Here is a 22,370-nt window from a genome sequence, read left to right as displayed (position 1 = left end):
TTTATTTTCTACTAATACGTTGAACATCAGGTAAGGTTCTTAATTTTTTGATTACCCTTGCTAAATGTATGCGGTCTTTTACCGTCACATCGGCTGAAATAACGTATAAGTTTGATTCTTTTTCTTCAGTGTTTAAATGCTCAACATTGGAGTGAGCTTTGGCAATTAAGTTGGTTACTTTTGCAAGTGCACCTTGGTGATTTATTAGTTCAATTTTAAGTGATGCAATATACTCTCTGTCAGAGTTTTCATCCCATTTTACTTTAAAATATTTGGCGGTTTCTTTTTCCCAATGACGGCAGTTAGGGCAGTCTTCACGGTGAATTGTTAATCCTTTACCTTGTGAGATATGCGCAACAATTTCATCCCCTAACACTGGGAAGCAACATTTACTGTAAGTAACTAACATACCTTCAGCACCCGCAATAGGGGTATGGTCGCCAGTATCATTCTCAAGACCACTATTTAATAAACGGTTACGCACCGTTAATCCCATCAAGTGACCTAAACCAATTTCACGATATAAGTCATCTAAAGTTTTGGTATTAAATTCAGTCAGTACTTTGTCTAAAGTATCTAAAGAAATATCATCAATGCTGGTTTCGCCAAGCGCCGAAGTTAACAAACGACGACCTAAAGATACGGCTTCATTGGTGCGCTGATGTTTAAGATAATTTCTAATGCCTAAACGAGCTTTGGCGGTAACCACAAAGTTTAACCAGTTTGCATTTGGTTTCACGTTTGGTGATGTAATGATCTCTACGGTTTGACCTGAGTCTAATGCTTTACTTAACGGATGTGGTTTGCGGTCTACTTTAGCGCCAACACAGGTATTACCGACATCGGTATGTACGGTATAAGCAAAATCGACAGGTGTTGCGCCCATAGGTAATTCATGGATTTTACCGTCTGGGGTAAACACGTAAATTTCCTCTGGGAACATGTCGGTTTTTACATTTTCAATAAACTCAAACGATGAACCGGCGCTTTGCTGTAATTCCAACAAGGTTTGCATCCACTGTCTAGCACGTTGTCTTGCTGTATTTCCTGCTTTTGTGTCGGTGCCTTTATAGGCCCAATGCGCAGCAACGCCTCGGTCAGCAAGCTGATCCATGTCGTTGGTTCTAATTTGGATTTCAATTGGAATACCGTGTGGACCAATTAGGGACGTATGCAATGATTGATAACCATTGGACTTCGGAATGGCAATATAGTCTTTAAAACGGGTTTCAATCGGCTTATATAAGTTATGCATGATGCCGATCATTCGATAACAAGTATCTATGTCGTCAACGATGATCCTAAATGCATAAATGTCCATAACTTCGTTGAACATTAGCTCTTTATTAAGCATTTTACGGTAAATGCTAAATAAGTGTTTTTCTCTACCTTCAACATCGGCAGGAATGCAAACTTCTTCTAAGCGAGTTAATATTTCCGATTTAATGTTTTGGATGATCTCTTTACGATTGCCTCTGGCTTGTTTAACCGCATTACCTAATGCACGTGAACGCATAGGATATAAGGCTTGGAAACCAAGGTTTTCCAATTCATTTTTAAATTCGTGAATACCAAGTCGATTAGCAATAGGCGCGTAAATCTCTAATGTTTCTTTTGCTATTCTGCGTTTTTTATCAGGACGCAATGCGCCAAGTGTGCGCATATTATGTGTACGGTCGGCAAGTTTAATCAATATGACTCGAATGTCTTGAGTCATTGCCATAACCATTTTACGGAAATTTTCGGCTTTAAATTCTTTTTGGTCTTTAAATTTAAGTTTGTCTAGTTTTGATACACCTTCAACTAAGTCTGCGATGGTTTCGCCAAACTCTTCTGCCAATTCTTCTTTGGTTACGGGGGTATCTTCAATAACATCATGCATTAATGCCGCAGCCAATGTTTCATGATCAAGGCGCATATTTGCAAGTAATACAGTCACCGCAACAGGGTGAGTAATATAGGGATCGCCACTAGAACGCATTTGGCCTTCATGGGCGTCACGGGCTACGACGTAGGCGCGTTGAACTATGGCTACTTGTTGCTCTGGCAAGTAACTACAAATTTGTTGTTTTAAACCTTCAAATAAATACACAGAAACTCAAACTAGACGGAGAACTAAAAGGGATTGGTTAGACTATACGATTTTTAGAAAAGAAAGCCAACGCAAGAGATGCGTTGGCTAGAAGATTTTTTACTGAATTATTCGTTTGTTACGATTGCAGCAACCGCTGCCATTTCTTCAGACTGACGAACTGTCTCAGCTTCGTTATCTTGCAAGTCCATTACATCGTTTGTAATTAAACCAGCTTCAATTTCACGTAATGCGGTTACTGTTGGCTTGTCTAAACCAGCATCAACTAGAGGCTCTTTGCCTTGTGTTGCTAATTGACGCGCACGACGGGCAGCAACTAAAATTAAATCGAAACGATTTCCTACTTTCTCAACAGCGTCTTCTACAGTTACGCGAGCCATTTACAATCTCCAGTTACATAAACCACTTTCGGTGGTGAAATTTTGTTATTTGCAAAATACAAAAACAAAATTGAATAAATTAAAAATTTAAGGGGCGTAATATTACACTAAGGTAATCAATTCGCCAACAGTTCGTTTATTAAGTCAGCAAATTTACTTTGTTGATTTGCCGTTTTTAAACGATGAGCCAGTACAATTTGTTCAAAATGAGACAAGGTTTGCTCAAAATCGTCATTGATCATGACAAAATCGTACTCTTTGTAATGCGACATTTCGCTCTGGGCTTGTGCCATTCTACCGGCAATGACCTCTTGAGAATCTTGACCACGTTTATTTAAACGGCTTTCTAGTTCTTGTCTGGACGGCGGTAAAATAAATAAGGTAATTAAATTGGGCACCAATTTACGCATTTGTTGTGCGCCTTGCCAGTCTATATCTAAAAAAACATCGATACCTTGTTCTAGCTGGTCATTAATAGCCGATTTAGACGTACCATAATAATTGCCAAACACTTCTGCCCATTCATAAAATTCATTCTTTTGAATGCGTTCCTTAAATGAATCTACGTTTGTGAAATGATAGTGCTGGCCATCAATCTCACCCGGTCTAGGCGCTCGGGTAGTATGAGATACAGATACTTTCATATCGGTATGTTTGGCTAATAAGGCACTGATCAAACTAGATTTTCCCGCTCCACTTGGAGAGGAAACAACAAATAAATTACCTTTCATAACTCACTAATAAGTTCTGGTTTAAGAATTGGAGCGCAGTTTACCATAAAATGCGGGCGATATTATTGACCTTTTAACATGTCTAGTTTTTCTTGAAGTTGCGCTTTCATTTGCTCTATTTTTTCTTGAGCATCTTCTGCACTGATATTTTTATCTGCTAACATTTCTTGTAGGTCGTCCTGATTTAACATGCCTTGTAACTGTTCTAAGTCGGCACCTTCTAATAGTGAAGACATGTCACCATCCAATAAATTTTGACTTAGGTCTTCTAAACTCAAATCATTATTATCTATTAATTCTGTAACCGGACCTAAATAAGGTGCCACCATTTTATTGATATCAATTTTGAAAACATACTGTAGTAATGCGTAAACTATGAAGAGTTGGATGAGATATTTGAGCATATTAAAGTCCTGCGCTGTTATGTTAAACGTACTAACTGAAGTAACGTAATTTGCTATTAGGCATTATATAAAGGTCTAATCTAGTATATAAAGGCAACAGAGTCGAAGTACTTTTAATAAAAATATCTGATGGAAGTGTAATGAAGACTGGTTTATTCATAGTTAGCGTTTTAAGTTTTGGTCTATTGTCTATCTCGCATTCCTTTGCTAATAACCTCAATATCACTGAATTTGAAAAGTGGAAAAAAAAGCATAAGAAGGATGTTTCTCATTTCATAGAGCAATACGATAAAGATTTTGCCTCGTTTTTAAAATCGCGATGGGTAGAAACCGATGTTATGGCGGGCAAACAACGAGACATAAAACCTAAACCTCAGCAAACTCCCAGCAAACAACCAAAACCCATTGAAGATAAAACACCTGTTGAAATAGTCTTGCCTGACATTCAACCACCAGAGATTAAGCCTGAACAAAATAGGCCTGATGTCGCAGAGCTTCCTTTACCAAAAGGTAAGGTACCAGATGTTAAAGTGAAATCTCCTTTTTATTATGTTGAGGACGATAAAGGATCTAAAAACCAAATCAGTGAGGTGTCGTTATTAGGGCAAACCTTGATTATGCCTAAAATCACTTTACCTAATTTGAATATAACGAAACTTAGTAGTGGCGTGATCTCTGAATTATGGCTAACCATGGCAAGTTCGGATTTTAAACCTGCTATATCTGCAATCGAACAAGCAAGCCATGATTTAAAACTTGATGATTGGGGTAATGCCTTATTAACCCATCAATATTTAACTGCACAAGCCCGGTTAACTCAAAACCAACGTCAGTTACTCACTTGGTTCTACTTGGTTAAACAAGGATTTGATGCCAGAGTGGCATTTGATAAAAATGAAATATATTTATTGCTGAACGCTGCACAACCGCTTTTTGCTCAAAAGTTTTTTACCTTTGACGATCAGAAGTATTACTTCGTGGATTTTGCGAAAACACGTCCAATAAATATTGGCAGTGTTTATACCTACGAACAACAATATTCGTCGGCTAAAAAGCCGGTGAAAATTGACATGCGAGTTGCACCTATTCAAGGTAAAAGCGACAAAACTAGAGTATTGACCACTAAGATAGGTAAACAATCAGTTGCGGTGACGGCACCATATAATTCGAGTTACATTGATTTTTTAAACTTTTATCCACAAGTTTCGATGCAATATTATTTTCAAGCCGAACTCCCAGAACAAACCAAAGTTAGTTTGTTAAGCCAGCTCAAACAACAGATTGCCGGTCTATCAGAATTAGAAGCGGCAAATTTCTTATTACACTTTGTTCAAACTAGCCTGCAATACCAGACAGACCAACAACAATTTAATTATGAAAACTACTTATTTGCTGGGGAGACCTTGCATTATCCTTACGCCGATTGCGAAGACAGGTCGGTACTTTTTGCTTATTTGGTTACCCATTTAATGGGCAATAAAGTCGTTGGTCTTCAATACGACGGGCATGTCGCAACGGCGGTTGCATTAAAATCAAAAACGACCGGTAGTTCATTTTTAATTAATGATGTTAGATATACAATTGCTGACCCAACGTTTATAAACGCGAATGTGGGAGAGGTGATGACTGGTTTCGAAGGTGTTGAGCCTGAGCTTGTGATCTATTAATTAACTAAAAATTCAGCAAATTCGGTTGGTTGTTTAATCATAGTTGTTTAACCATAGGTGTTTGCTGTGTTAATATCGCCGCCAATTTTTATCCATCCTTTATTAAATTAATACGCGAGATCAAACAATGAAAGTACTTGTTATTGGTGGTGGCGGTCGTGAACATGCTTTGGCATGGAAGGCAGCACAAAGCGCTAATGTTGAAACTGTTTTTGTAGCCCCTGGAAATGCGGGTACAGCCCACGAAGCAAAATTACAAAATGTTGATATTGCAGCTGAAGATATTGATGGCTTAGCTAAATTTGCTCAAACTAATAACATAGGTTTAACCATCGTTGGTCCTGAAGTACCTTTGGTTGAAGGTGTGGTTGATACGTTTGAAGCGTTAGGTCTAACTATTTTTGGCCCTAGTAAAGGTGCAGCACAACTGGAAGGGTCTAAATCATTCACTAAAGACTTTTTAGCTCGACATAAAATCCCAACAGGTGCTTATCAAACGTTTACCGAAATTGATAAAGCCGTTGCTTATGTTGAAGAAATTGGCGCGCCAATTGTGATTAAAGCCGATGGTTTAGCCGCTGGTAAAGGCGTTATTGTTGCAATGACCAATAAAGAAGCCACAGACGCGATTGAAGATATGTTGGCAGGTAATGCATTTGGTGAAGCGGGTTCTCGTGTTGTTATTGAAGAGTTTTTAACCGGTGAAGAAGCCAGTTTCATTGTAATGGTTGATGGAAAAAATGTGTTAGCCATGGCAACCAGTCAAGATCATAAACGTGCCTATAATAACGATGAAGGCCCAAACACAGGTGGTATGGGAGCGTATTCTCCAGCACCAGTGGTTACTCCTGAAATTCATCAACGTATTATGGATGAAGTGATTTACCCAACCGTTAATGGTATGGCGGCAGAAGGCAACTCTTATAAAGGCTTTTTGTATGCAGGTTTAATGATTGATGCAGACGGTACGCCTAAAGTCATTGAATATAACTGTCGTTTTGGTGACCCAGAAACCCAACCTATTATGTTACGTTTGCAGTCGGACTTAGTTGAGTTATGTTTAGATGCTTGTGCTGGTAAATTAGACACATCTACTATTAGTTTTGATCCAAGACCTTCTGTTGGTGTGGTATTAGCGGCGGGTGGTTATCCTGGAAGTTATACTAAAGGTGATGAAATTACAGGAATTCCTGCTACTACTGAGTCTTCTAAAACATTCCATGCTGGAACCAAATTGGTAGACGGTAAAGTGGTGACTTCTGGTGGCCGTGTATTATGTGCCACGGCAATGGGAGCAACGGTAACTGAAGCACAACAAGCCGCTTATGCAGCCGTTAATCAGATTAAATGGAATAATGTTGAATTCCGTACTGATATTGCTTACCGCGCAATCGTGAGAGAACAAAACAGCTAATAACTAAACCAAGTTATTAAACAAAAAAAGGATGAAGCTAACTTCATCCTTTTTTGCATCTAGAGCTTAATTTTTTATTTGTGGCTATAGCACTGTACGTTTAGTTCGGCTGAAAAATAATGCTAAAACAATAACGCCACCACCTAGCATTAATCGCATGATATCAGCATCTTTATTCCAAATAAGTAGATTAACAATGATGCCCGCAGGTATTAATAAGTTATTCATTACGGCCAAAGTACCAACGTCGACTAACGTTGCACCTTTGTTCCAGATAAAATAACCAATGCCTGAAGCCACAATACCAAGGTAAATTAATACACTCCATTGAACGGACGTGGTTGGCAGTTTATTGCTATCACCAAACAGTAAATAACATAAACTAGCGACAATGGATGCCCCAATAAAAAACCAACCAAATACTTGATGTTGTTTGAAGTGTGATGGTTGCTCTTTATTTTCGGTTGCGCTCTGACTATCCAAGTTGGTAATCAAACGTTTATAAGTCACCTGTCCGGTGGCAAAACATAAGTTAGCCGCTTGAACGAGCAGTAAACCAATAACAAAATCCGAACTGATATTTTCAAACCGGATTGCAAACGCTCCAGCTACAGCTAACAGCGCTGAAATAAAGAACTTAGAATTAAAACGATGGTCGAGTAAGTCGTTTAACAGGGTAATGTATATAGGCGTTAATATGGTGAATAGCAGCACTTCTGGAACCGTTAAATAGATAAATGAATGGTAATAAAACACATACATCAATCCTAGTTGAACAGCACCAATAGCCATTAACTTAAGCTTTAAAGCGGTTTCAATACCTTTAAATTTAGTGAAAGGTAGAAATACCAACGTCGCCAATATGATACGTAATAATACCGAAAACCAAGGGTCGACTTGTCCTGCTAAATACACACCAATTAAGCTAAATGAAAACGCCCATAATAAAGTAATCGCTAATAAATAAGCCATATTAGAACTCTATTTCAAATCCAGCTTGGTAACTCACGTCGGTTGCTTCTACGTTTAAAACCGGTTTACTGTCATGTTCTACTTGTAGGCCAAATTTCATTGAAATATTGTCCGTTAATTTAGAACTGATTGATAACTTGTTATAAGCACGCCAATCATTCAGACTTTCTATATTAGGCTGATAATAGATGGTATTAGACAAGGTAACTAACTCGTTTAATTTTTTGCTAACAACCCAGTACGCATTCATTCTATTTTGGATAAATGAAAGTGTTTCGTTATTAACTAAATACTCTTCATGTTCGTTAAATATGCCCACACCAAAAGAAGATGTACTGTTTACTTCCTGTCGGTAAGCCAGACCAATTAACTTTCGTGATTCCAGAGATTTAAAATCATCTACATTGGTTTGAGCAAACACTTCCACGGCTTCGTTGTCAGAAATGTAGTAGTTGTAACGTATATGAATAAATGAATTATCCGCATTTTTTTGGCCATTACTTTTTGAATACTCTCTGGTGGCCATGATGTAACCAAAGTGTTGTTCAAAACGTTCTGAGTGATAAATACCCAATTCGACATTTTCAGTTTCTGAGTTACCTTTTTTACCAGACAGGTCAATGGATAAGTTGGTAAAGTTGGGTTTGTTTTGTGAACGTTGTCTGATGGATTCCGTTTCATCTATCGAGTGAACGGTAAATGTAATGGTAAGTAAAAGTAAGACAAAAAATGTAGATAATCTGATCATATGAATAACGTTTTTCCTATTACTGCAAACAATGAAACATCATTGTTAAATTTGAAATGATACCTATCGCCCAAACCGTACTGCGTAATTTATCCCAGTTAATCCAGTAACAGATTAAATAGGCAATACGACAAGCGATAAACAGCACAGATAATATCACGGTAAAGCGATTAATGTGATTAGTCGCGATGACTAATAACACAGATGCTGAGAATAATATAAGTGCTTCAAAGGAATTTTCGTGAGCGGCCAGGCAACGAGCACCAAAGCCTGTGAGTTTCTTTTGTTGTTCTCTTGGCAGTTCATTATCATAACCTGATAACTTGCCTCCCCCTTGTTTTCTCATGGCTTGAGCCAGAGGTGCTTTGGCAACATAAGGTAATACTGCTGCAATGATTAAGCAGTAAATTAGCCAGTTAAGTTCATTCATTTTGTTGATACCTTGTAAGTGAAGTGGCGATTTGAGTGAGGATAAACTAAGTGATAATTATTAACTTGTATATAAATAAGCAGATAAATGATGGGGATCAAAATAAATTGCTACTATAACGATCTTTGATATTGAGTATATCGTTCACGTCAGTTACTTGGACCGGTCTAAACTTGACCTGTTTGGTTATTCGCTTTATAACATTACTCGATTTATAACATTAGCTCCTAACAATAAGAAAATACGTTATGTCTGTTAAACACCCTATTATTGCAGTAACTGGTTCTTCAGGTGCCGGAACAACCACAACAACTAATGCCATTACTCATATATTTCGTAATTTGAATGTGGATTCTGCAATCTTAGAAGGGGATAGTTTTCACCGTTATGCTCGAGCAGAAATGGATATGGAAATTCGTAAAGCCCAAGAACAAGGAAAACATATTTCTTATTTTGGCTCTGAAGCAAATGACTTTGGCGCGTTAGAGTCGCTATTTAAAAGTTACTCAGAAACAGGCTCTGGTAATGTTCGTAAATACCTACACTCATTTGATGAAGCCGTACCTTTTAATCAAATGCCCGGCACATTCACACCTTGGCAAGAACTAAGAGCTAATACCGACTGCTTATTCTACGAAGGTTTACATGGCGGTGCGGTTACGGATGAACATAACGTTGCTCAATATGTTGATTTATTGATTGGCATGGTTCCCATTGTAAACTTGGAATGGATTCAGAAGATCATTCGCGATACCAATCAACGTGGACATAGCAGAGAAGCGGTGATGAGCAGTATCGTACGCAGCATGGATGATTATATAACGCATATAACTCCTCAGTTTTCTCGTACCCATATTAACTTTCAGCGAGTACCAACGGTTGATACTTCTAACCCTTTTAGTGCAAAAGATATCCCTTCATTAGACGAAAGCTTTGTTGTTATTCGTTTCCGTGACATTCCTAATGTGGATTTTCCATATTTGTTACAGATGATTGATGGTTCTTTTATGTCCCGTATAAATACCTTTGTTGTCCCAGGCGGCAAGATGGGATTGGCGTTAGAGCTGATCCTTACCCCTTTAATTGAAAACTTAATTGTGAAACGTAGAAAATTAATAGGGCAGCTAGATTGGATAGATAATAAAGAATAGCCGGTCGTTTTTAACGGTTTTACGCTTTTATTTGGGCTTAAAATAGTCCAGTGTTGAACTATGGATCATACTGGTGCGCACCACGCCTTACTTTGGTGCAAAATAAAGAGTAAATATACTAATTAAAATGTTAACCTTATGTTTTTATTAACGATTTAAAGTTGGCATGTATTTGGCTATTTATTACGTAATATAAAACAAACCATTTTATAATGGTAAAAAACTACATATCAACTTCTGGAGAAAACAATGTCTCAAACGGTTTTAGACCTAATCAAAGAAAGCGAAGTTAAATTTATCGACTTACGTTTCACTGATACTAAAGGTAAAGAGCAGCACGTTACTATTCCATCACATCAAGTAGACGAAGATTTCTTCGAAGATGGAAAAATGTTTGATGGTTCATCAATTGCTGGTTGGAAAGGAATTAACGAATCTGACATGGTTTTAATGCCTGATGCAGATTCTGTTGTATTAGACCCGTTCTCAGAAGAAACAACTTTAAATGTACGTTGTGACGTATTAGAACCTGGCACAATGCAAGGTTATGAACGTGACCCACGTTCTGTTGCAAAACGTGCTGAAGCATATATGCGTGCTGAAGGTTTTGCTGATGAAGTATTAATTGGTCCAGAGCCAGAGTTCTTCTTGTTTGATGATGTTAAATACAAATCAGACATGAGTGGTTCTATGTACTCTATAGATTCTGTTGAAGCTGCATGGAACTCTGATAAAGATTATGAAGGTGGAAACATGGGTCACCGTCCTGGTGTTAAAGGCGGTTACTTCCCAGTTTCTCCAGTAGATTCATCTAACGATTGGCGTTCAGCTACTTGTTTAGTAATGGAAGAAATGGGCTTAGTTGTTGAAGCACATCACCATGAAGTTGCTACTGCAGGTCAAAACGAAATCGCATGTCGTTTTAACACGCTTGTATTAAAAGCTGACGAAACTCAAATTTATAAATATGTTGTTCACAACATGGCTCACTTATACGGTAAAACAGCTACGTTTATGCCTAAGCCATTAGTTGGTGATAACGGTTCTGGTATGCACGTGCATCAGTCTCTAGTTAAAAATGGTGAAAACCTATTTGCTGGTGATAAGTATGGCGGTCTTTCTGAAACTGCACTTTATTACATTGGTGGTATCATCAAGCACGCTAAAGCAATTAACGCGTTTGCAAATGCTTCTACTAACTCGTACAAACGTTTAGTACCAGGATTTGAAGCACCAGTAATGCTTGCTTACTCTGCACGTAACCGTTCAGCGTCTATCCGTATTCCAGTAGTACCGTCGCCTAAAGCACGTCGTATTGAAGTACGTTTCCCTGACCCAAGTGGTAATCCTTACCTAGCATACACTGCTATGTTAATGGCTGGCCTAGACGGAATCAAAAACAAGATCCACCCTGGTGATGCGATGGATAAAGATTTGTACGACCTTCCTGCGGAAGAAGCGGCACAAATTCCACAAGTTGCATCTTCATTAGAAGAAGCTTTAGCTGCATTAAGCGAAGACCGTGAATTCTTAAAAGCTGGTGGTGTATTTAACGATGATACTATCGATGCATACATTGCTCTTAAAGCGCAAGATGTAGAGAAATTAAACATGACTACTCACCCTGTTGAGTTCGAAATGTACTACAGCGTATAATTTGTAAAGTCTTTGAAAAACCTGCAAAAATTGCAGGTTTTTTTTTGCCTTAGTTTCAATGTTTGGGCAAGTAAATTGCAATAATACAGATAATGAATAAACACGAAAAATAGACGTGTATTTGCCCCAATTTAGAGCGTAATACTTTTGTTGTTTTGGCCAATAGGGTTTAAACTAAATGTAAGTGCACTATTTTGGTGCTTAAAGCGATACGGATAACCGATGACAAAAACACCGCAAGTTTCAAAAAGCTTTCAGATATTAGAGCAATTGAGTTTGGCTGTAATTGTGATCGATCAAGATGGACGGATCCGTTTCTGCAACCAACAAGCGTCTATGATGTTTGGTCAAAGTAAAAAGAAACTAACCACAAGTAAGCTGTGGGAGTTGTTGATCAGACATACTTTTCCACAGCGTCTATTAAGCGAGTTATGGGAATGTAATCGCAGCTTTTTTGATAATGATGTCGAGTTTATATTCGCAGATGGTCGGCATATCACAACGGAAGTAACCGCAGACTCTATGTCGTTAGATGGTGAAATATCGTGTCTATTACAGATTAGACAAAATGATAATTTACGTAAAATAAATCAAGAGAATGCTCAAAAGCACCATATTAGTGCATCTCGTCATTTGATCCGTGGATTAGCTCATGAAATTAAAAATCCGCTTGGCGGGATACGCGGGGCTGCACAGTTATTGAGCAGAAGCCTAGATTCAAATGAATTAAAAGAATACACCCAACTTATTATGGAGCAATCCGACCGGTTGAGAGATTTAGTTGATAGGTTGTTGGGTCCAAACACGTTACCAAAACGTTCTGCCACAAATATCCATGTTGTTCTGGAACGAATATTTAATTTGGTGATGTTAGATAAACCTGAAAACGTATCATTTGAACGAGATTACGATCCAAGTTTACCAATGACTGTGTTGGATCCGAATCAGATAGAACAGGCTGTGTTGAACATAGTCCGTAATGGCATGCAAGCGTTAGCGGAACATTTTGATAAGTCGGTAGGCAATGAAAGAGCACGATTAATTATGCAAACCCGTTTTGCGGGCAACATAGTGTTGCATGATAAACGATTTAGGCAGGTGATTAAGATATCCATTATCGATAACGGTGGTGGCATTTCAGAAGACTTAATTGATACGATTTTTTATCCATTGGTTTCAACCAAATCCGATGGCAATGGTTTGGGTCTTTCAATTACCCAAACGCTAATAGACCAACATCGCGGAAAAATAGAAGTAGACAGTGTACCTGGTAAAACAGCATTTAATATTTATTTACCCGTTATCCAAGATAATGAAGGAAGTGACTTATGAATCGAGTGTGGATAGTCGATGACGACAATTCAATTCGTTGGGTTTTAGAAAAAGCATTATCGCAAGCAGGGTTTGAAGTAGAGTCATTTGCATCAGCCAATATGATGTTGCAACGATTAGATTATGACGAACCGGATACTATTATTTCAGACATTAGAATGCCTGAGATGGATGGTATGGAACTGTTAGATAAACTTCAGGTTAGTCATCCCAACTTACCTATTATCATAATGACAGCGCATTCAGACTTAGATAGTGCCGTTAACGCTTACCAACAAGGCGCGTTTGAGTATTTACCTAAACCTTTTGATATTGATGAAGCTATTGCGCTTGCAAAACGTGCCGTTGAGCATTCAAAAAAACGCAGCTCTAAAAAGAAAACCTCTGTTGCAGGGCCAGTCTCTGAGATCATAGGTGAAGCACCTGCTATGCAAGAAGTGTTCAGAGCGATAGGGCGTTTATCACGTTCTAGTGTCAGTGTTTTAATTAATGGTCAATCGGGTACCGGTAAAGAATTAGTTGCCCATGCGTTACATAAACACAGCCCACGTAAAGATAATACGTTTGTTGCACTTAACATGGCTGCAATACCAAAAGAGTTGATTGAGTCTGAATTGTTTGGTCATGAGAAAGGGGCATTTACTGGTGCCGCTTCAACCCGAAAAGGTCGATTTGAACAAGCCAATAACGGTACGTTATTTTTAGATGAAATTGGTGATATGCCACTGGATATACAAACGCGTTTGTTAAGAGTGTTAGCAGATGGTCAGTTTTATCGTGTAGGCGGGCATGAACCGGTTTCGGTTGATGTTCGTATTGTGGCTGCAACCCACCAAAATCTAGAGAACTTAGTTGAACAAGGGCAGTTTAGGGAAGATCTATTTCATCGTTTAAATGTGATTAGAATTCATATCCCTGCACTTAAAGACCGTAAAGAAGATATCCCACAATTGTGTGAACACTTTTTAATTCAAGCGGCAAAAGAATTAAGTGTGGAGTCGAAACAGTTATCTAAACCTGCGGCTGAGTTTTTATCTCATTACGCTTGGCCTGGCAATGTAAGACAATTAGAGAATACCTGTCGCTGGTTAACCGTAATGGCCAGTGGTAAAGATATTATTATTGATGACTTACCGCCTGAAATTTTAGATAAACCTATGTATCAGCAGTCTAGTCAAATGCAAGAAACGTCAGGTAATTGGGTGAGTTCGTTTGAAATGTGGTTGGACGAAGAGTTATCCGAAGGTAAGTCTGATGTTATTAAAGAAGCGCAAGCTAACTTTGAGCGGGCATTAATCGAAATATCGTTACGTCACACCAAAGGACATAAACAAGAAGCGGCTAAACGCATAGGTTGGGGGCGCAATACCATTACGCGTAAGATGCAAGAGTTGGACATGAACTAATACTTACCAAGTCTTGTAAACAAAACAGAAAGGCCAATTAAAGATTAATTGGCCTTTCTGTTTTTTAACGTGTTTTATCCTGAAGCAAACTAGGGACAATAAATTTCAGAAGAAACACTTCCGCTAACCGTTAAGGTTATAACTGCCATGCGTAACTCATTTTCATAAATACGGTACGGCTGTCTTTTTCAATTCGACTTAAATTATCATCTTGAAACCCACCATCAGCGTAGCCTAAATAGAATAGCGTTTGTGGGTTGATCTTGTATGCATATAACAACTGAGTATTGACATATTTGTTATTATGTTCGACCTCTTCGTCTTCATCTAAATTGGTATACAAGTCTACATCACGGTCAATGTCGGTATATTGAATAACTAAACGTAGATAGCTTTTTAAGTTGAATTGGTAATTGACTCTAATGTCATATTGATTGGCCGTAAACAAAGTACCATTAGGCACATCTAAAGACTGATGGGCAAAGTTAATTTCGCTGGATAAATGTTTGCCAAGTTTAACGTCGGCAAATGCCTCTAAGATTAATATGTCACCCAGTTGGCTATTGGCAAAATCAATGGCATCACCAAATCGGTAAAAGCCACCAATCGTTGTATTGGACGTTGGGTTAAATCGTGCAAATTGCATGAAATGCGTTTCTTTGTAATATTCGCCATCCCAATATTTATTGCGATGTACCACACCAAAATTGGAATAAAATTGCTTGGGGCCCTGCAAGTTACCGTGAATTTCAAATTCTTCTTCTAACATGATGCCGTCTTGTGAATAGGTTTTATCCCAATCACCAAAAACACCATAACGAGTCCAAGGGCTACCTTCTTTTCCATACCAAGTATATTCACCAAAAATAACCGCTTGTTCGTAATCAACTCTGCTGGTGAAGCCGAGATCAGATCTAAAATCTTTACCGTAATTTGAATAACCGGCACCGTAATTAAAATTACGCGTATTGTGGTTATATCGAACGTTGAGAGCGCCGTCTGTTTGTGCCCGTTTAACATCAAAGTCTTGTTGAACTGCTTCTGGGTTTTTACTGTCGGAATGCGCTATTTGGTATGAAAGGCTGTCTTTTTTATTAAACTGATAACGACCATCGATAGATGCAACGGTATTGCGGTACTGATCGCCAGAACGATTAGTCAGTAATACACCAACGTTATTTCGGTCGCCAACATCCATTCGATAACGAGCAATGACCACTTCAGATTTCATATCTAATTCAGCAATATCCGATCCTGAATGTTCCGGCATTAGAAAGGCCGTTGAGGCGTCGTTGGTGGTTAATAAACCATAAGTATTATCGCCACTTTTACCGGTTAATTTCATACCATATTCTGGTGAAGCTATATTGCGGGTATGTACTAAGTTCATTCGTTGAGTATCAAAATAATCTTTACCGTCTAAGAAAAACGGGCGTTTTTCGTTAAAAAATAATGAATAAGTATTGTTTACATCTAGTTGTGCAGCGTCGGCTTCTACCTGAGAAAAGTCTGGGTTTATAGTGGCATTTAAGTATAAATCTTGGTTAATACCCCAGCGTAAATCAACCCCAGCATCGGTTTTTTGTTTGCCATTTTGCCAAGGCCCAGGAACCTCGTCTTTTGAATCTGAACGAGAAGAAGTAAGGGTTGGGGTTAATTGGAAGTTGTTACCTTGTTTGATATTTTTAAGACCGCTAATTTTGGTTATTTGGCATAAGTGGCAATCAATAGCTCGGTCTGATTTATTGCTTGCTAATACCATTCTGCTATCACGAGGGTAAATCCTTAATGCATCAATGCCCCATGTCATTTCTCCAGAATCACTTGGAAAACGTAATGCGTTAAACGGGATCTCCATTTCTACGATATAACCTGTGTCGGTAATGACCCCAGCGCTGTTCCATATCGCATCCCAATTGCTGTCTTCATTGCCACCTTGGGTATCGTCTTTGATCAAGTCACCCTGTACACCGTAAGCGTTGACAAAAAATTCATAAGCGCGTCGCTCGTCATTGAAGGTATCGATTACAATGCCAACAAAGTCATCTTGGAACATAGTGTCACGGTCTCTAAAATAAGCTCTAATTTTTGAAGGGTCTGGATCGTGAGCGATAAAGGCGACAAATAAACTTTTGCCGTTTTCGTATAACATGATCTCCGTTTGCACTGGAGCGGGGCTATTGTCACCAGGATTGATATTGTAATCTAAGCTAAATTTGGTGGCGTTGCGCCAAACCGCTTCTGAAAGCTTTCCGTCAATTTTGGCTTTGGCTTGATCATGATGGAAGGTGTATTTGGCTTTTTCTAAAGCGAATGCGCCAAATGATAAAAGTGAAAGTGTTATTATTATTAAAGTATTTTTTATCATAATTCATTATCTTTGATTTTGTTTCGGACTATAGTCGCAACAAAGTTTCAAAAAGTTTGAACTTGAATGTAAATAAATATGTTATTAACTTAATTTTTAACAGAACCCGCTAATTTTAAAGGGGCAGGTGAAAACGCTAAAAATGTAAATTTTTGTGTTAACCGCGTATACGTGTTTTAGCAATACGTAAAGTTAAGCCTATTTGTTGCCATTTATTCATGGCGATTAGATTACCGAACACTATAAGTGCCAAACCTAAAAAGCTTTGCCAAGTCCATAAATAATCTTCATACATAGATGACAATATTAGCGCGATAGCAGGGTAAACAAGCACCGCATATCCCGCTTTGTCGGCACCAATATTTCCAACTAAACTGAGATAGGCCCAGAAGGCGATTACCGAACCAAATACGGCTAAATAAATTAAGGATGTTATGTATTCAAAAGTAAATTCAAAACTAAATTGTAAATCGGTTGATAGTATCATTAACGCTAAAAAGACAGTGGCGTAGCTCATACTAAGGGCGTTTGCGTGTGTTACGGATATACCTGACTTTTGGGTGTAAGCAGAAGTAATATTACCGAGTGAAGCTAACACGCTGCCGCCCAACACTAAGCCTAATCCCCAATAAACCAACTCGTTCATTTCGCTTTTGGATAACTCAGGTAAGAATAAAAGTATGATGCCTAGCACTCCGATGACCGCGCCGCCTAATACTTCTTTAGCTACCGGTTTACCTAATAACAACCAGCCAAATAAAATATTTAGGTAGATGATGGATGTACTGACAACGGCAGCCAATGCGCTGGTAATGTAGTGTTCACCTTGATAAACCGCCCAATAATTTAAACCAAATAAACAGATGCCTTGAACGGCTAATAATAAATGATATTTACGTGGCAGCGGGGTAAACAGATTTTTCCATTTCGCATAAATCAATAAAATCGATGATGCGATGGCAAAACGGTAAAACACTGAAACCAATGGGTGCACTTGACCTAACTGGAATGTGATCACTAACCAAGTTGAGCCCCAAATTAGGACGGCGATCATGAATAAGATAATGTTTTGCAATGTATTAATCGTCATTAATTATTTGAGTAGATAGTTTAATCGATTAATTAAGTTTTCCCTATCACTAATGAAACCGTATTAATCATCTTGATTTGGGACATAAGTTTGAGGTGTTATGCAATTAACAAAAGATCGAAAAAAAGTAGAAACAAATAAAATAAATCCGATGATAAAACTAAACGAGTTATTTACTTTGGCATGCCATACATAGCGTTTTAAATACTGGTAAGGTAATACAACGTCGTTTTGTCGGGCTAATTGATAAATTAAATCACCGTCATACCAAATGGTAACTTTCTCACCTTTGTTAATTCTATTTGCTGTATTTTTGCAAGTCGATGCTTTCATATCGATAACATAGAAAGTGAACCCATAAGAAACCACTTTTAAATCATATTCTGTGTAGTTTTTGCCGTCTTGTTTGAAGGTATATTGTTTACATTCTATATTATCTACTGTGGTTTCATACGCGGGTAAATTAGCCAGTTTAGTATGGAAAAACGCAGGTAAGATTTGAGTTAAAAGTGCAACGGAAACAAGGGCGTAAAATAGGCCAAAAGCAATACGGTAGTAGCGATTTTTAAAGTTATAAACAACTAAAGAATCCCATAACACTGACGAATCATCGTCATCCATTTCGCTGTTTTCGATTGTGGAAGTTTCACCATTTTTGATGCGTAACTCGATTTCATTTAATAGACGTTGATAGCGCTCTGGGTATTTCTGTTTATCAATAACGCCTTTCACTTCCAATAATTCTTGGTAGCTGTATTTGGTGTAATTTACTTCCATGTTATTTATTTTTATCCGATCTAAAATACTTATAAAATGATGTGAGGAATAAATCGACTCATATCTTGGGTGATAGGGCCTGAGTCTTCGCGCATTGAAATACCAGCAGCTTGATCATCAACTAACCAACTGCCAATAAGCGTATGGTTTTGTCCAAACTGCGGCAACATATGGGCAGCTTGATAAATATAACCTTCTTCGCCATATGGACCGTCAGAGCTGCTACTTTGTTGCGAATTTTCTTCGGCTACAAAAGTACCATTTTTATTGGTTAAAAATGAAATGTTAGCACCTTCACGAGAAAATATTGGTTTCTTGACCAGACGATCAATTCCCTGAGCTTGGTCTAATTCATCTTCAAAAAAGGCCGGCAATAAATTGGGATGATCTGGGAATAGTTTCCATAACATGGGTAACAAAGCTTTGTTAGATAAAATACTTTTCCATGGTGGTTCAATCCATCTGATGTTATTAGTGCCCAGAAACTCACCAAACTCTTCTTGCATCATAAATTCCCAAGGATATAACTTAAACATCCATGAGATCACCTGATTGTCTAAGTCGGTGAAGTTACCGTCAGCATCGCGTCCAATATCTTCTATATAAACAAACTTGGTGGTTATACCCGCAGCGTTTGCACAATCTTCAAGGTACTGAACTGTGCCTCTGTCTTCATCTGTGCCTTTACAACAAGCAAAGTGTAACTGTCTATCCGGGGTCAGAAACTGTATGTCGGCGAAGCGGTTGACTAGCTTTTCTTGTAGGCTATTGAACTGATCAGAACGTTTATTTAATGTGTTGTTATCCACATTGTCTTGTAACCATAACCATTGCCAAAAGCCGGTTTCATATACGCTTGTGGGTGTATCGGCGTTGTTTTCATATAACTTTGCTGGACCAGTGCCTGAGTATGCAAAGTCTAAACGTGAATACAAACTAGGATCGCCATTTAACCAAGATTGACGAATGAAATCCCAGTGTGACTCTGGTATGCAAAATTTCGTCATTAAGGCATCGTCGTTAATGACTTTATCAACCACGGCTAAACACATTTTATGTATTTCTTCGGTAGGAGCCTCTAAGTCTTGTTCAATTTGTTTTAAGCTAAATTGATAATATGCGCTTTCATCCCAGTATTGGTCACCATACATGGTATGAAACTTAAAGCCGAATTCTTCGGCTTTAGTTTGCCAACCATCACGTTCATTAATAGGCAAGCGCAGCATATATTATCCGCCCCAGCCTTTAGATTTACTGCCGCCACCCCAATTCGATTTGGCAGATGCTACTGAACCAAAACCACCACGAGATACAGTTCTGCTCACCATAGGTTTTTGCTTAGTGGCAGACTTACTGACGTTATATGACTTTTTACCGTACTTACCTAATGATGTGCCATCGGCCATCATCATCGTATTGTGATAAGGAGAATACGGTCGATAGTAACGATATACTGGATTGTAATAACCACCGTAAGAGCGGCGGTCTCGATTAAACAGTAATTCGTTGATCATAAAGCCGGCCATCAACGGCATAAAAATACTTTGATTTTGACTTTGTACACACTGGCCTGCGCCAAACTCAGATTCACAAGCATTGATAGTTTGGTATTTAGGACCTGTTTTTTCTGCTTCTGCAAGTGCGTTTTTATAAGCTATCTCGCATTGCTCTAAATCTAATGAAGTTGAACTTACACAGTCATCAACTGAGCTGACGATTTTCACTTCTTGATCATTGCCACAGGCTGACAATAATGCGGCTGTAACACCTAATGCAATAGGGCGTAAAAGAAACTTGGGTTTAATCTTACGCATTAAATCCAAATTAATAAATTGAGTACGTTTCACGGTGTTCTCCTTAGTAGCTCATGCAAGCTGCGTTTAAGATACCTATAGAAACGTTAATAACACCTAACATAACACCCGCGCTTATTTCGTTATCTTCAATACGCTGTACTATTTTAGGCATAAAACCAAAACGAACTATCGCAAAGGCAACACACTGAGCAACCAAAGCAATCAATCCCCAAGTAGCAAAATCTACCATAGACACTGAGTTAGTTGCCGCGCTGGCTAGGGCTAGAGAGAAACCAATAATCGCACCGCCAAACCCGATGGCAGCAGATGTGCTTTTTTCTTCTTTGATTAACTTCCATTCGTCATGTGGCGTGACAAAAGCATAAGCAAATTTAAAGATGACTAAAAAGACGATTGAGAGACCAAAATAAAGGCCAAAATTCATAACTGCAGTTAATAAATCGTGTTGTTCCATGGATATATCCTTGTTGTAAACAAATTATAAAAAACGAATATGGTATATGTGAAATCTGGTTAGCCGTGAATGGTTATTTGTGCAGAGGAAATGGATATACCTGTGCTGATAACTAAACAACGGCTTAAATATCCTGCTTCTTCTAGCTTTTCTTCAGCGGATATAAATAGCGACTCGGTATTATTACCTGAGATTGGTCTTTCAAACAACATAGTAAACTGATCCGTCTCAGAACTTTCACCGGTTTCATCAAACGTTTTTTCTGCCATATGCACTGGGTTGTGGTAATCGCTGGCCGATGTCCATACTCGTTCAAATGTCTGAGACTCAAGTTGGTATGTAGGTGAACCTATTTTTGTATTAAGGATTTCGTCCCATAAAGGTTTGCTTTCGATGTCTTGAGTATCGTAAAAGTGAAATAATTTAACATCAACAACATGTTCATCATTTTGACCACCTTCAGTAATTACTTGTAAAAAAGCTTCATCATCGGTGTAAAAGCGATATACCCAAGTACCGTCTAAGTCGACAATGCCAGCAGCTTGTATAATTTGGGTTGGTGCACAACCTGAAATGGTCAGTTCACCTTCAGTTAAACGCAGTAATAAAGGGTCAATATCAAAACTACCGCCAATTCTTAAACCCATAATGCTGGGGGCATTATCTAATGGATTTACTTTCTCTTTTTTACCAAATATTTTACTGAACATAATGACAACTCAAATGTTTATAATCAGAAACGAAAAAAAACAGTGCGGTTGGGAGCACTGTTTTTCTATTTTTAAAATTAGCCTTTTTTCTTAGCTAATAATTGGGCAAGTTTGTCACTGCCTTTTACTTCACCACCAGGTTGAATGCCGGCTTGTTTTAATTTAGCGTCTAAGCTACTACCAGACTCTTCATTAGCAAGCTCTTCTGCCGCTTCAAGCTCAGCACTACGTTGTTGCTGCTTTTGTTTGATGCGCTCTAAGCTGTCTAATGCGGTTTTTACTTTTGTGTTCGCGCCCATGTGACGTGATGAAACCGCAACTTGTGCTTTCTGTACTGACTCCGTTGCTTTAACTTGGTCAATTTGTTGTTCCATTCTACGTACATTGGTTTTAGCTTTTGCAATATTCGATTTCAACGTTGTTTCCGATGTTGAGAATCCGGCTAAAATACTTTGTTCTGTTTCTAAGTTAGCTTCTAATTCAGAAACACGTTCAGCACATTCAATTGCTAATGCTTCATCACCTTTTTCGCTCGCTGCAATCGCGTGGTTTGTGTAAGTTTCAACTTCACTTGTTAATGACTTAACTTTTGCTTCTGTTAATTTACGTTTCGCCATTATTTTCGTTAAGTTTTCGTCACAAGATTGCAGTTCTTTTTTAGCATCTCGTAACTCTTGGTCTAAAATGCGAATCGATTGGCTATCGGCAATGGCCTCAATACCTTCGTTAGTCGCGCCGCGTAGTGCGTTCCATAATTTTTTTAAGCTCATG

At 38.3% G+C, this 22,370-nt stretch carries 21 protein-coding genes; 6 read left to right on the top strand and 15 right to left on the bottom strand.

Translation table 11 applies throughout. From position 1 onward, the window contains the following. Position 1: 1 nt before the first annotated feature. From spoT to KO505_RS15380, 4 genes are all read right to left on the bottom strand, one after another. A complete protein-coding gene (gene spoT / locus KO505_RS15395; protein ID WP_216056343.1) occupies positions 2-2,092 on the bottom strand; it encodes a bifunctional GTP diphosphokinase/guanosine-3',5'-bis pyrophosphate 3'-pyrophosphohydrolase in 2,091 nt (696 codons plus the stop codon). Between the two features lie 107 nt (positions 2,093-2,199). Continuing rightward, complete coding sequence (gene rpoZ, locus KO505_RS15390; RefSeq protein ID WP_216056342.1) at positions 2,200-2,472, bottom strand: DNA-directed RNA polymerase subunit omega; 273 nt, start codon at positions 2,470-2,472, stop codon at positions 2,200-2,202. A gap of 116 nt (positions 2,473-2,588) precedes the next feature. Beyond that, positions 2,589-3,203 carry a guanylate kinase gene (gene gmk / locus KO505_RS15385; RefSeq protein WP_216056341.1) on the bottom strand — a complete coding sequence of 205 codons (615 nt, stop codon included), beginning with the start codon at positions 3,201-3,203 and terminating at the stop codon, positions 2,589-2,591. A 62-nt stretch (positions 3,204-3,265) separates the two neighbouring features. Next, entirely contained in the window at positions 3,266-3,607 is a 342-nt protein-coding gene (locus KO505_RS15380) for a hypothetical protein (RefSeq protein WP_216056340.1), read from the bottom strand. 140 nt (positions 3,608-3,747) lie between these two features. On the opposite strand from KO505_RS15380, the gene KO505_RS15375 reads away from it, so the two are divergent. Further along, complete coding sequence (locus KO505_RS15375) at positions 3,748-5,274, top strand: hypothetical protein (protein ID WP_216056339.1); 1,527 nt, start codon at positions 3,748-3,750, stop codon at positions 5,272-5,274. 127 nt (positions 5,275-5,401) lie between these two features. Next, positions 5,402-6,688: a phosphoribosylamine--glycine ligase gene (gene purD / locus KO505_RS15370; protein ID WP_216056338.1), complete on the top strand. Its 1,287-nt coding sequence runs from the start codon at positions 5,402-5,404 to the stop codon at positions 6,686-6,688. A gap of 84 nt (positions 6,689-6,772) precedes the next feature. Here the strand turns inward: purD and KO505_RS15365 are convergent, their stop codons facing one another. From KO505_RS15365 to KO505_RS15355, 3 genes are read right to left on the bottom strand one after another with little or no spacing between them, the layout of a single operon-like run. Further along, a complete protein-coding gene (locus KO505_RS15365) occupies positions 6,773-7,660 on the bottom strand; it encodes a DMT family transporter (protein WP_216056337.1) in 888 nt (295 codons plus the stop codon). A 1-nt stretch (position 7,661) separates the two neighbouring features. Then, positions 7,662-8,408: a DUF481 domain-containing protein gene (locus tag KO505_RS15360; RefSeq protein WP_216056336.1), complete on the bottom strand. Its 747-nt coding sequence runs from the start codon at positions 8,406-8,408 to the stop codon at positions 7,662-7,664. 19 nt (positions 8,409-8,427) lie between these two features. Further along, positions 8,428-8,838 carry an MAPEG family protein gene (locus KO505_RS15355; RefSeq protein WP_216056335.1) on the bottom strand — a complete coding sequence of 137 codons (411 nt, stop codon included), beginning with the start codon at positions 8,836-8,838 and terminating at the stop codon, positions 8,428-8,430. Between the two features lie 248 nt (positions 8,839-9,086). Here KO505_RS15355 and KO505_RS15350 point away from each other — a divergent pair, with 248 nt between their 5' ends. From KO505_RS15350 to glnG, 4 genes are all read left to right on the top strand, one after another. Then, the gene (locus KO505_RS15350; RefSeq protein ID WP_216056334.1) at positions 9,087-9,989 is read left to right on the top strand and encodes a phosphoribulokinase; all 903 of its coding nucleotides are present in this window, start codon (positions 9,087-9,089) and stop codon (positions 9,987-9,989) included. Positions 9,990-10,238: 249 nt separating this feature from the next. After that, positions 10,239-11,645 carry a glutamate--ammonia ligase gene (gene glnA / locus KO505_RS15345; RefSeq protein ID WP_216056333.1) on the top strand — a complete coding sequence of 469 codons (1,407 nt, stop codon included), beginning with the start codon at positions 10,239-10,241 and terminating at the stop codon, positions 11,643-11,645. 222 nt (positions 11,646-11,867) lie between these two features. Continuing rightward, positions 11,868-12,977, top strand: coding sequence for a nitrogen regulation protein NR(II) (gene glnL / locus KO505_RS15340; RefSeq protein ID WP_216056332.1), 1,110 nt, complete (start codon positions 11,868-11,870; stop codon positions 12,975-12,977). Further along, positions 12,974-14,383 (top strand): nitrogen regulation protein NR(I), encoded by a 1,410-nt coding sequence (gene glnG, locus KO505_RS15335; RefSeq protein WP_216056331.1) that lies wholly within the window; start codon positions 12,974-12,976, stop codon positions 14,381-14,383. The genes glnL and glnG overlap by 4 nt, the downstream gene beginning before the upstream one ends. A 136-nt stretch (positions 14,384-14,519) precedes the next feature. Here glnG and KO505_RS15330 read toward each other — a convergent pair whose 3' ends face one another. From KO505_RS15330 to KO505_RS15295, 8 genes are all read right to left on the bottom strand, one after another. Next, a complete protein-coding gene (locus KO505_RS15330) occupies positions 14,520-16,751 on the bottom strand; it encodes a carbohydrate binding family 9 domain-containing protein (protein ID WP_216056330.1) in 2,232 nt (743 codons plus the stop codon). A gap of 157 nt (positions 16,752-16,908) precedes the next feature. After that, a complete protein-coding gene (locus KO505_RS15325; RefSeq protein WP_216056329.1) occupies positions 16,909-17,841 on the bottom strand; it encodes a DMT family transporter in 933 nt (310 codons plus the stop codon). Positions 17,842-17,904: 63 nt separating this feature from the next. Next, positions 17,905-18,618, bottom strand: coding sequence for a hypothetical protein (locus KO505_RS15320; protein ID WP_216056328.1), 714 nt, complete (start codon positions 18,616-18,618; stop codon positions 17,905-17,907). 29 nt (positions 18,619-18,647) lie between these two features. Continuing rightward, positions 18,648-19,844, bottom strand: coding sequence for a glutathionylspermidine synthase family protein (locus KO505_RS15315; RefSeq protein WP_216056327.1), 1,197 nt, complete (start codon positions 19,842-19,844; stop codon positions 18,648-18,650). 3 nt (positions 19,845-19,847) lie between these two features. Beyond that, entirely contained in the window at positions 19,848-20,465 is a 618-nt protein-coding gene (locus KO505_RS15310; RefSeq protein WP_216056326.1) for a DUF1190 domain-containing protein, read from the bottom strand. Between the two features lie 10 nt (positions 20,466-20,475). Next, positions 20,476-20,889 (bottom strand): DUF350 domain-containing protein, encoded by a 414-nt coding sequence (locus KO505_RS15305; RefSeq protein ID WP_216056325.1) that lies wholly within the window; start codon positions 20,887-20,889, stop codon positions 20,476-20,478. 59 nt (positions 20,890-20,948) lie between these two features. Continuing rightward, positions 20,949-21,599 (bottom strand): YjfK family protein, encoded by a 651-nt coding sequence (locus KO505_RS15300; protein ID WP_216056324.1) that lies wholly within the window; start codon positions 21,597-21,599, stop codon positions 20,949-20,951. A gap of 77 nt (positions 21,600-21,676) precedes the next feature. Then, on the bottom strand, positions 21,677-22,369 hold the full coding sequence (locus tag KO505_RS15295; protein ID WP_216056323.1) for a PspA/IM30 family protein: 693 nt from the start codon (positions 22,367-22,369) through the stop codon (positions 21,677-21,679). Position 22,370 lies beyond the last annotated feature (1 nt).

It is taken from the genome of Psychrosphaera sp. F3M07, from assembly GCF_018860345.1.
In the GTDB taxonomy this organism is placed as follows: Bacteria; Pseudomonadota; Gammaproteobacteria; order Enterobacterales; family Alteromonadaceae; genus Psychrosphaera; species Psychrosphaera aquimarina.
The sequence above is the reverse complement of the archived record's forward strand: the minus strand, read 5'-3'. Positions and strand labels throughout refer to the sequence as shown.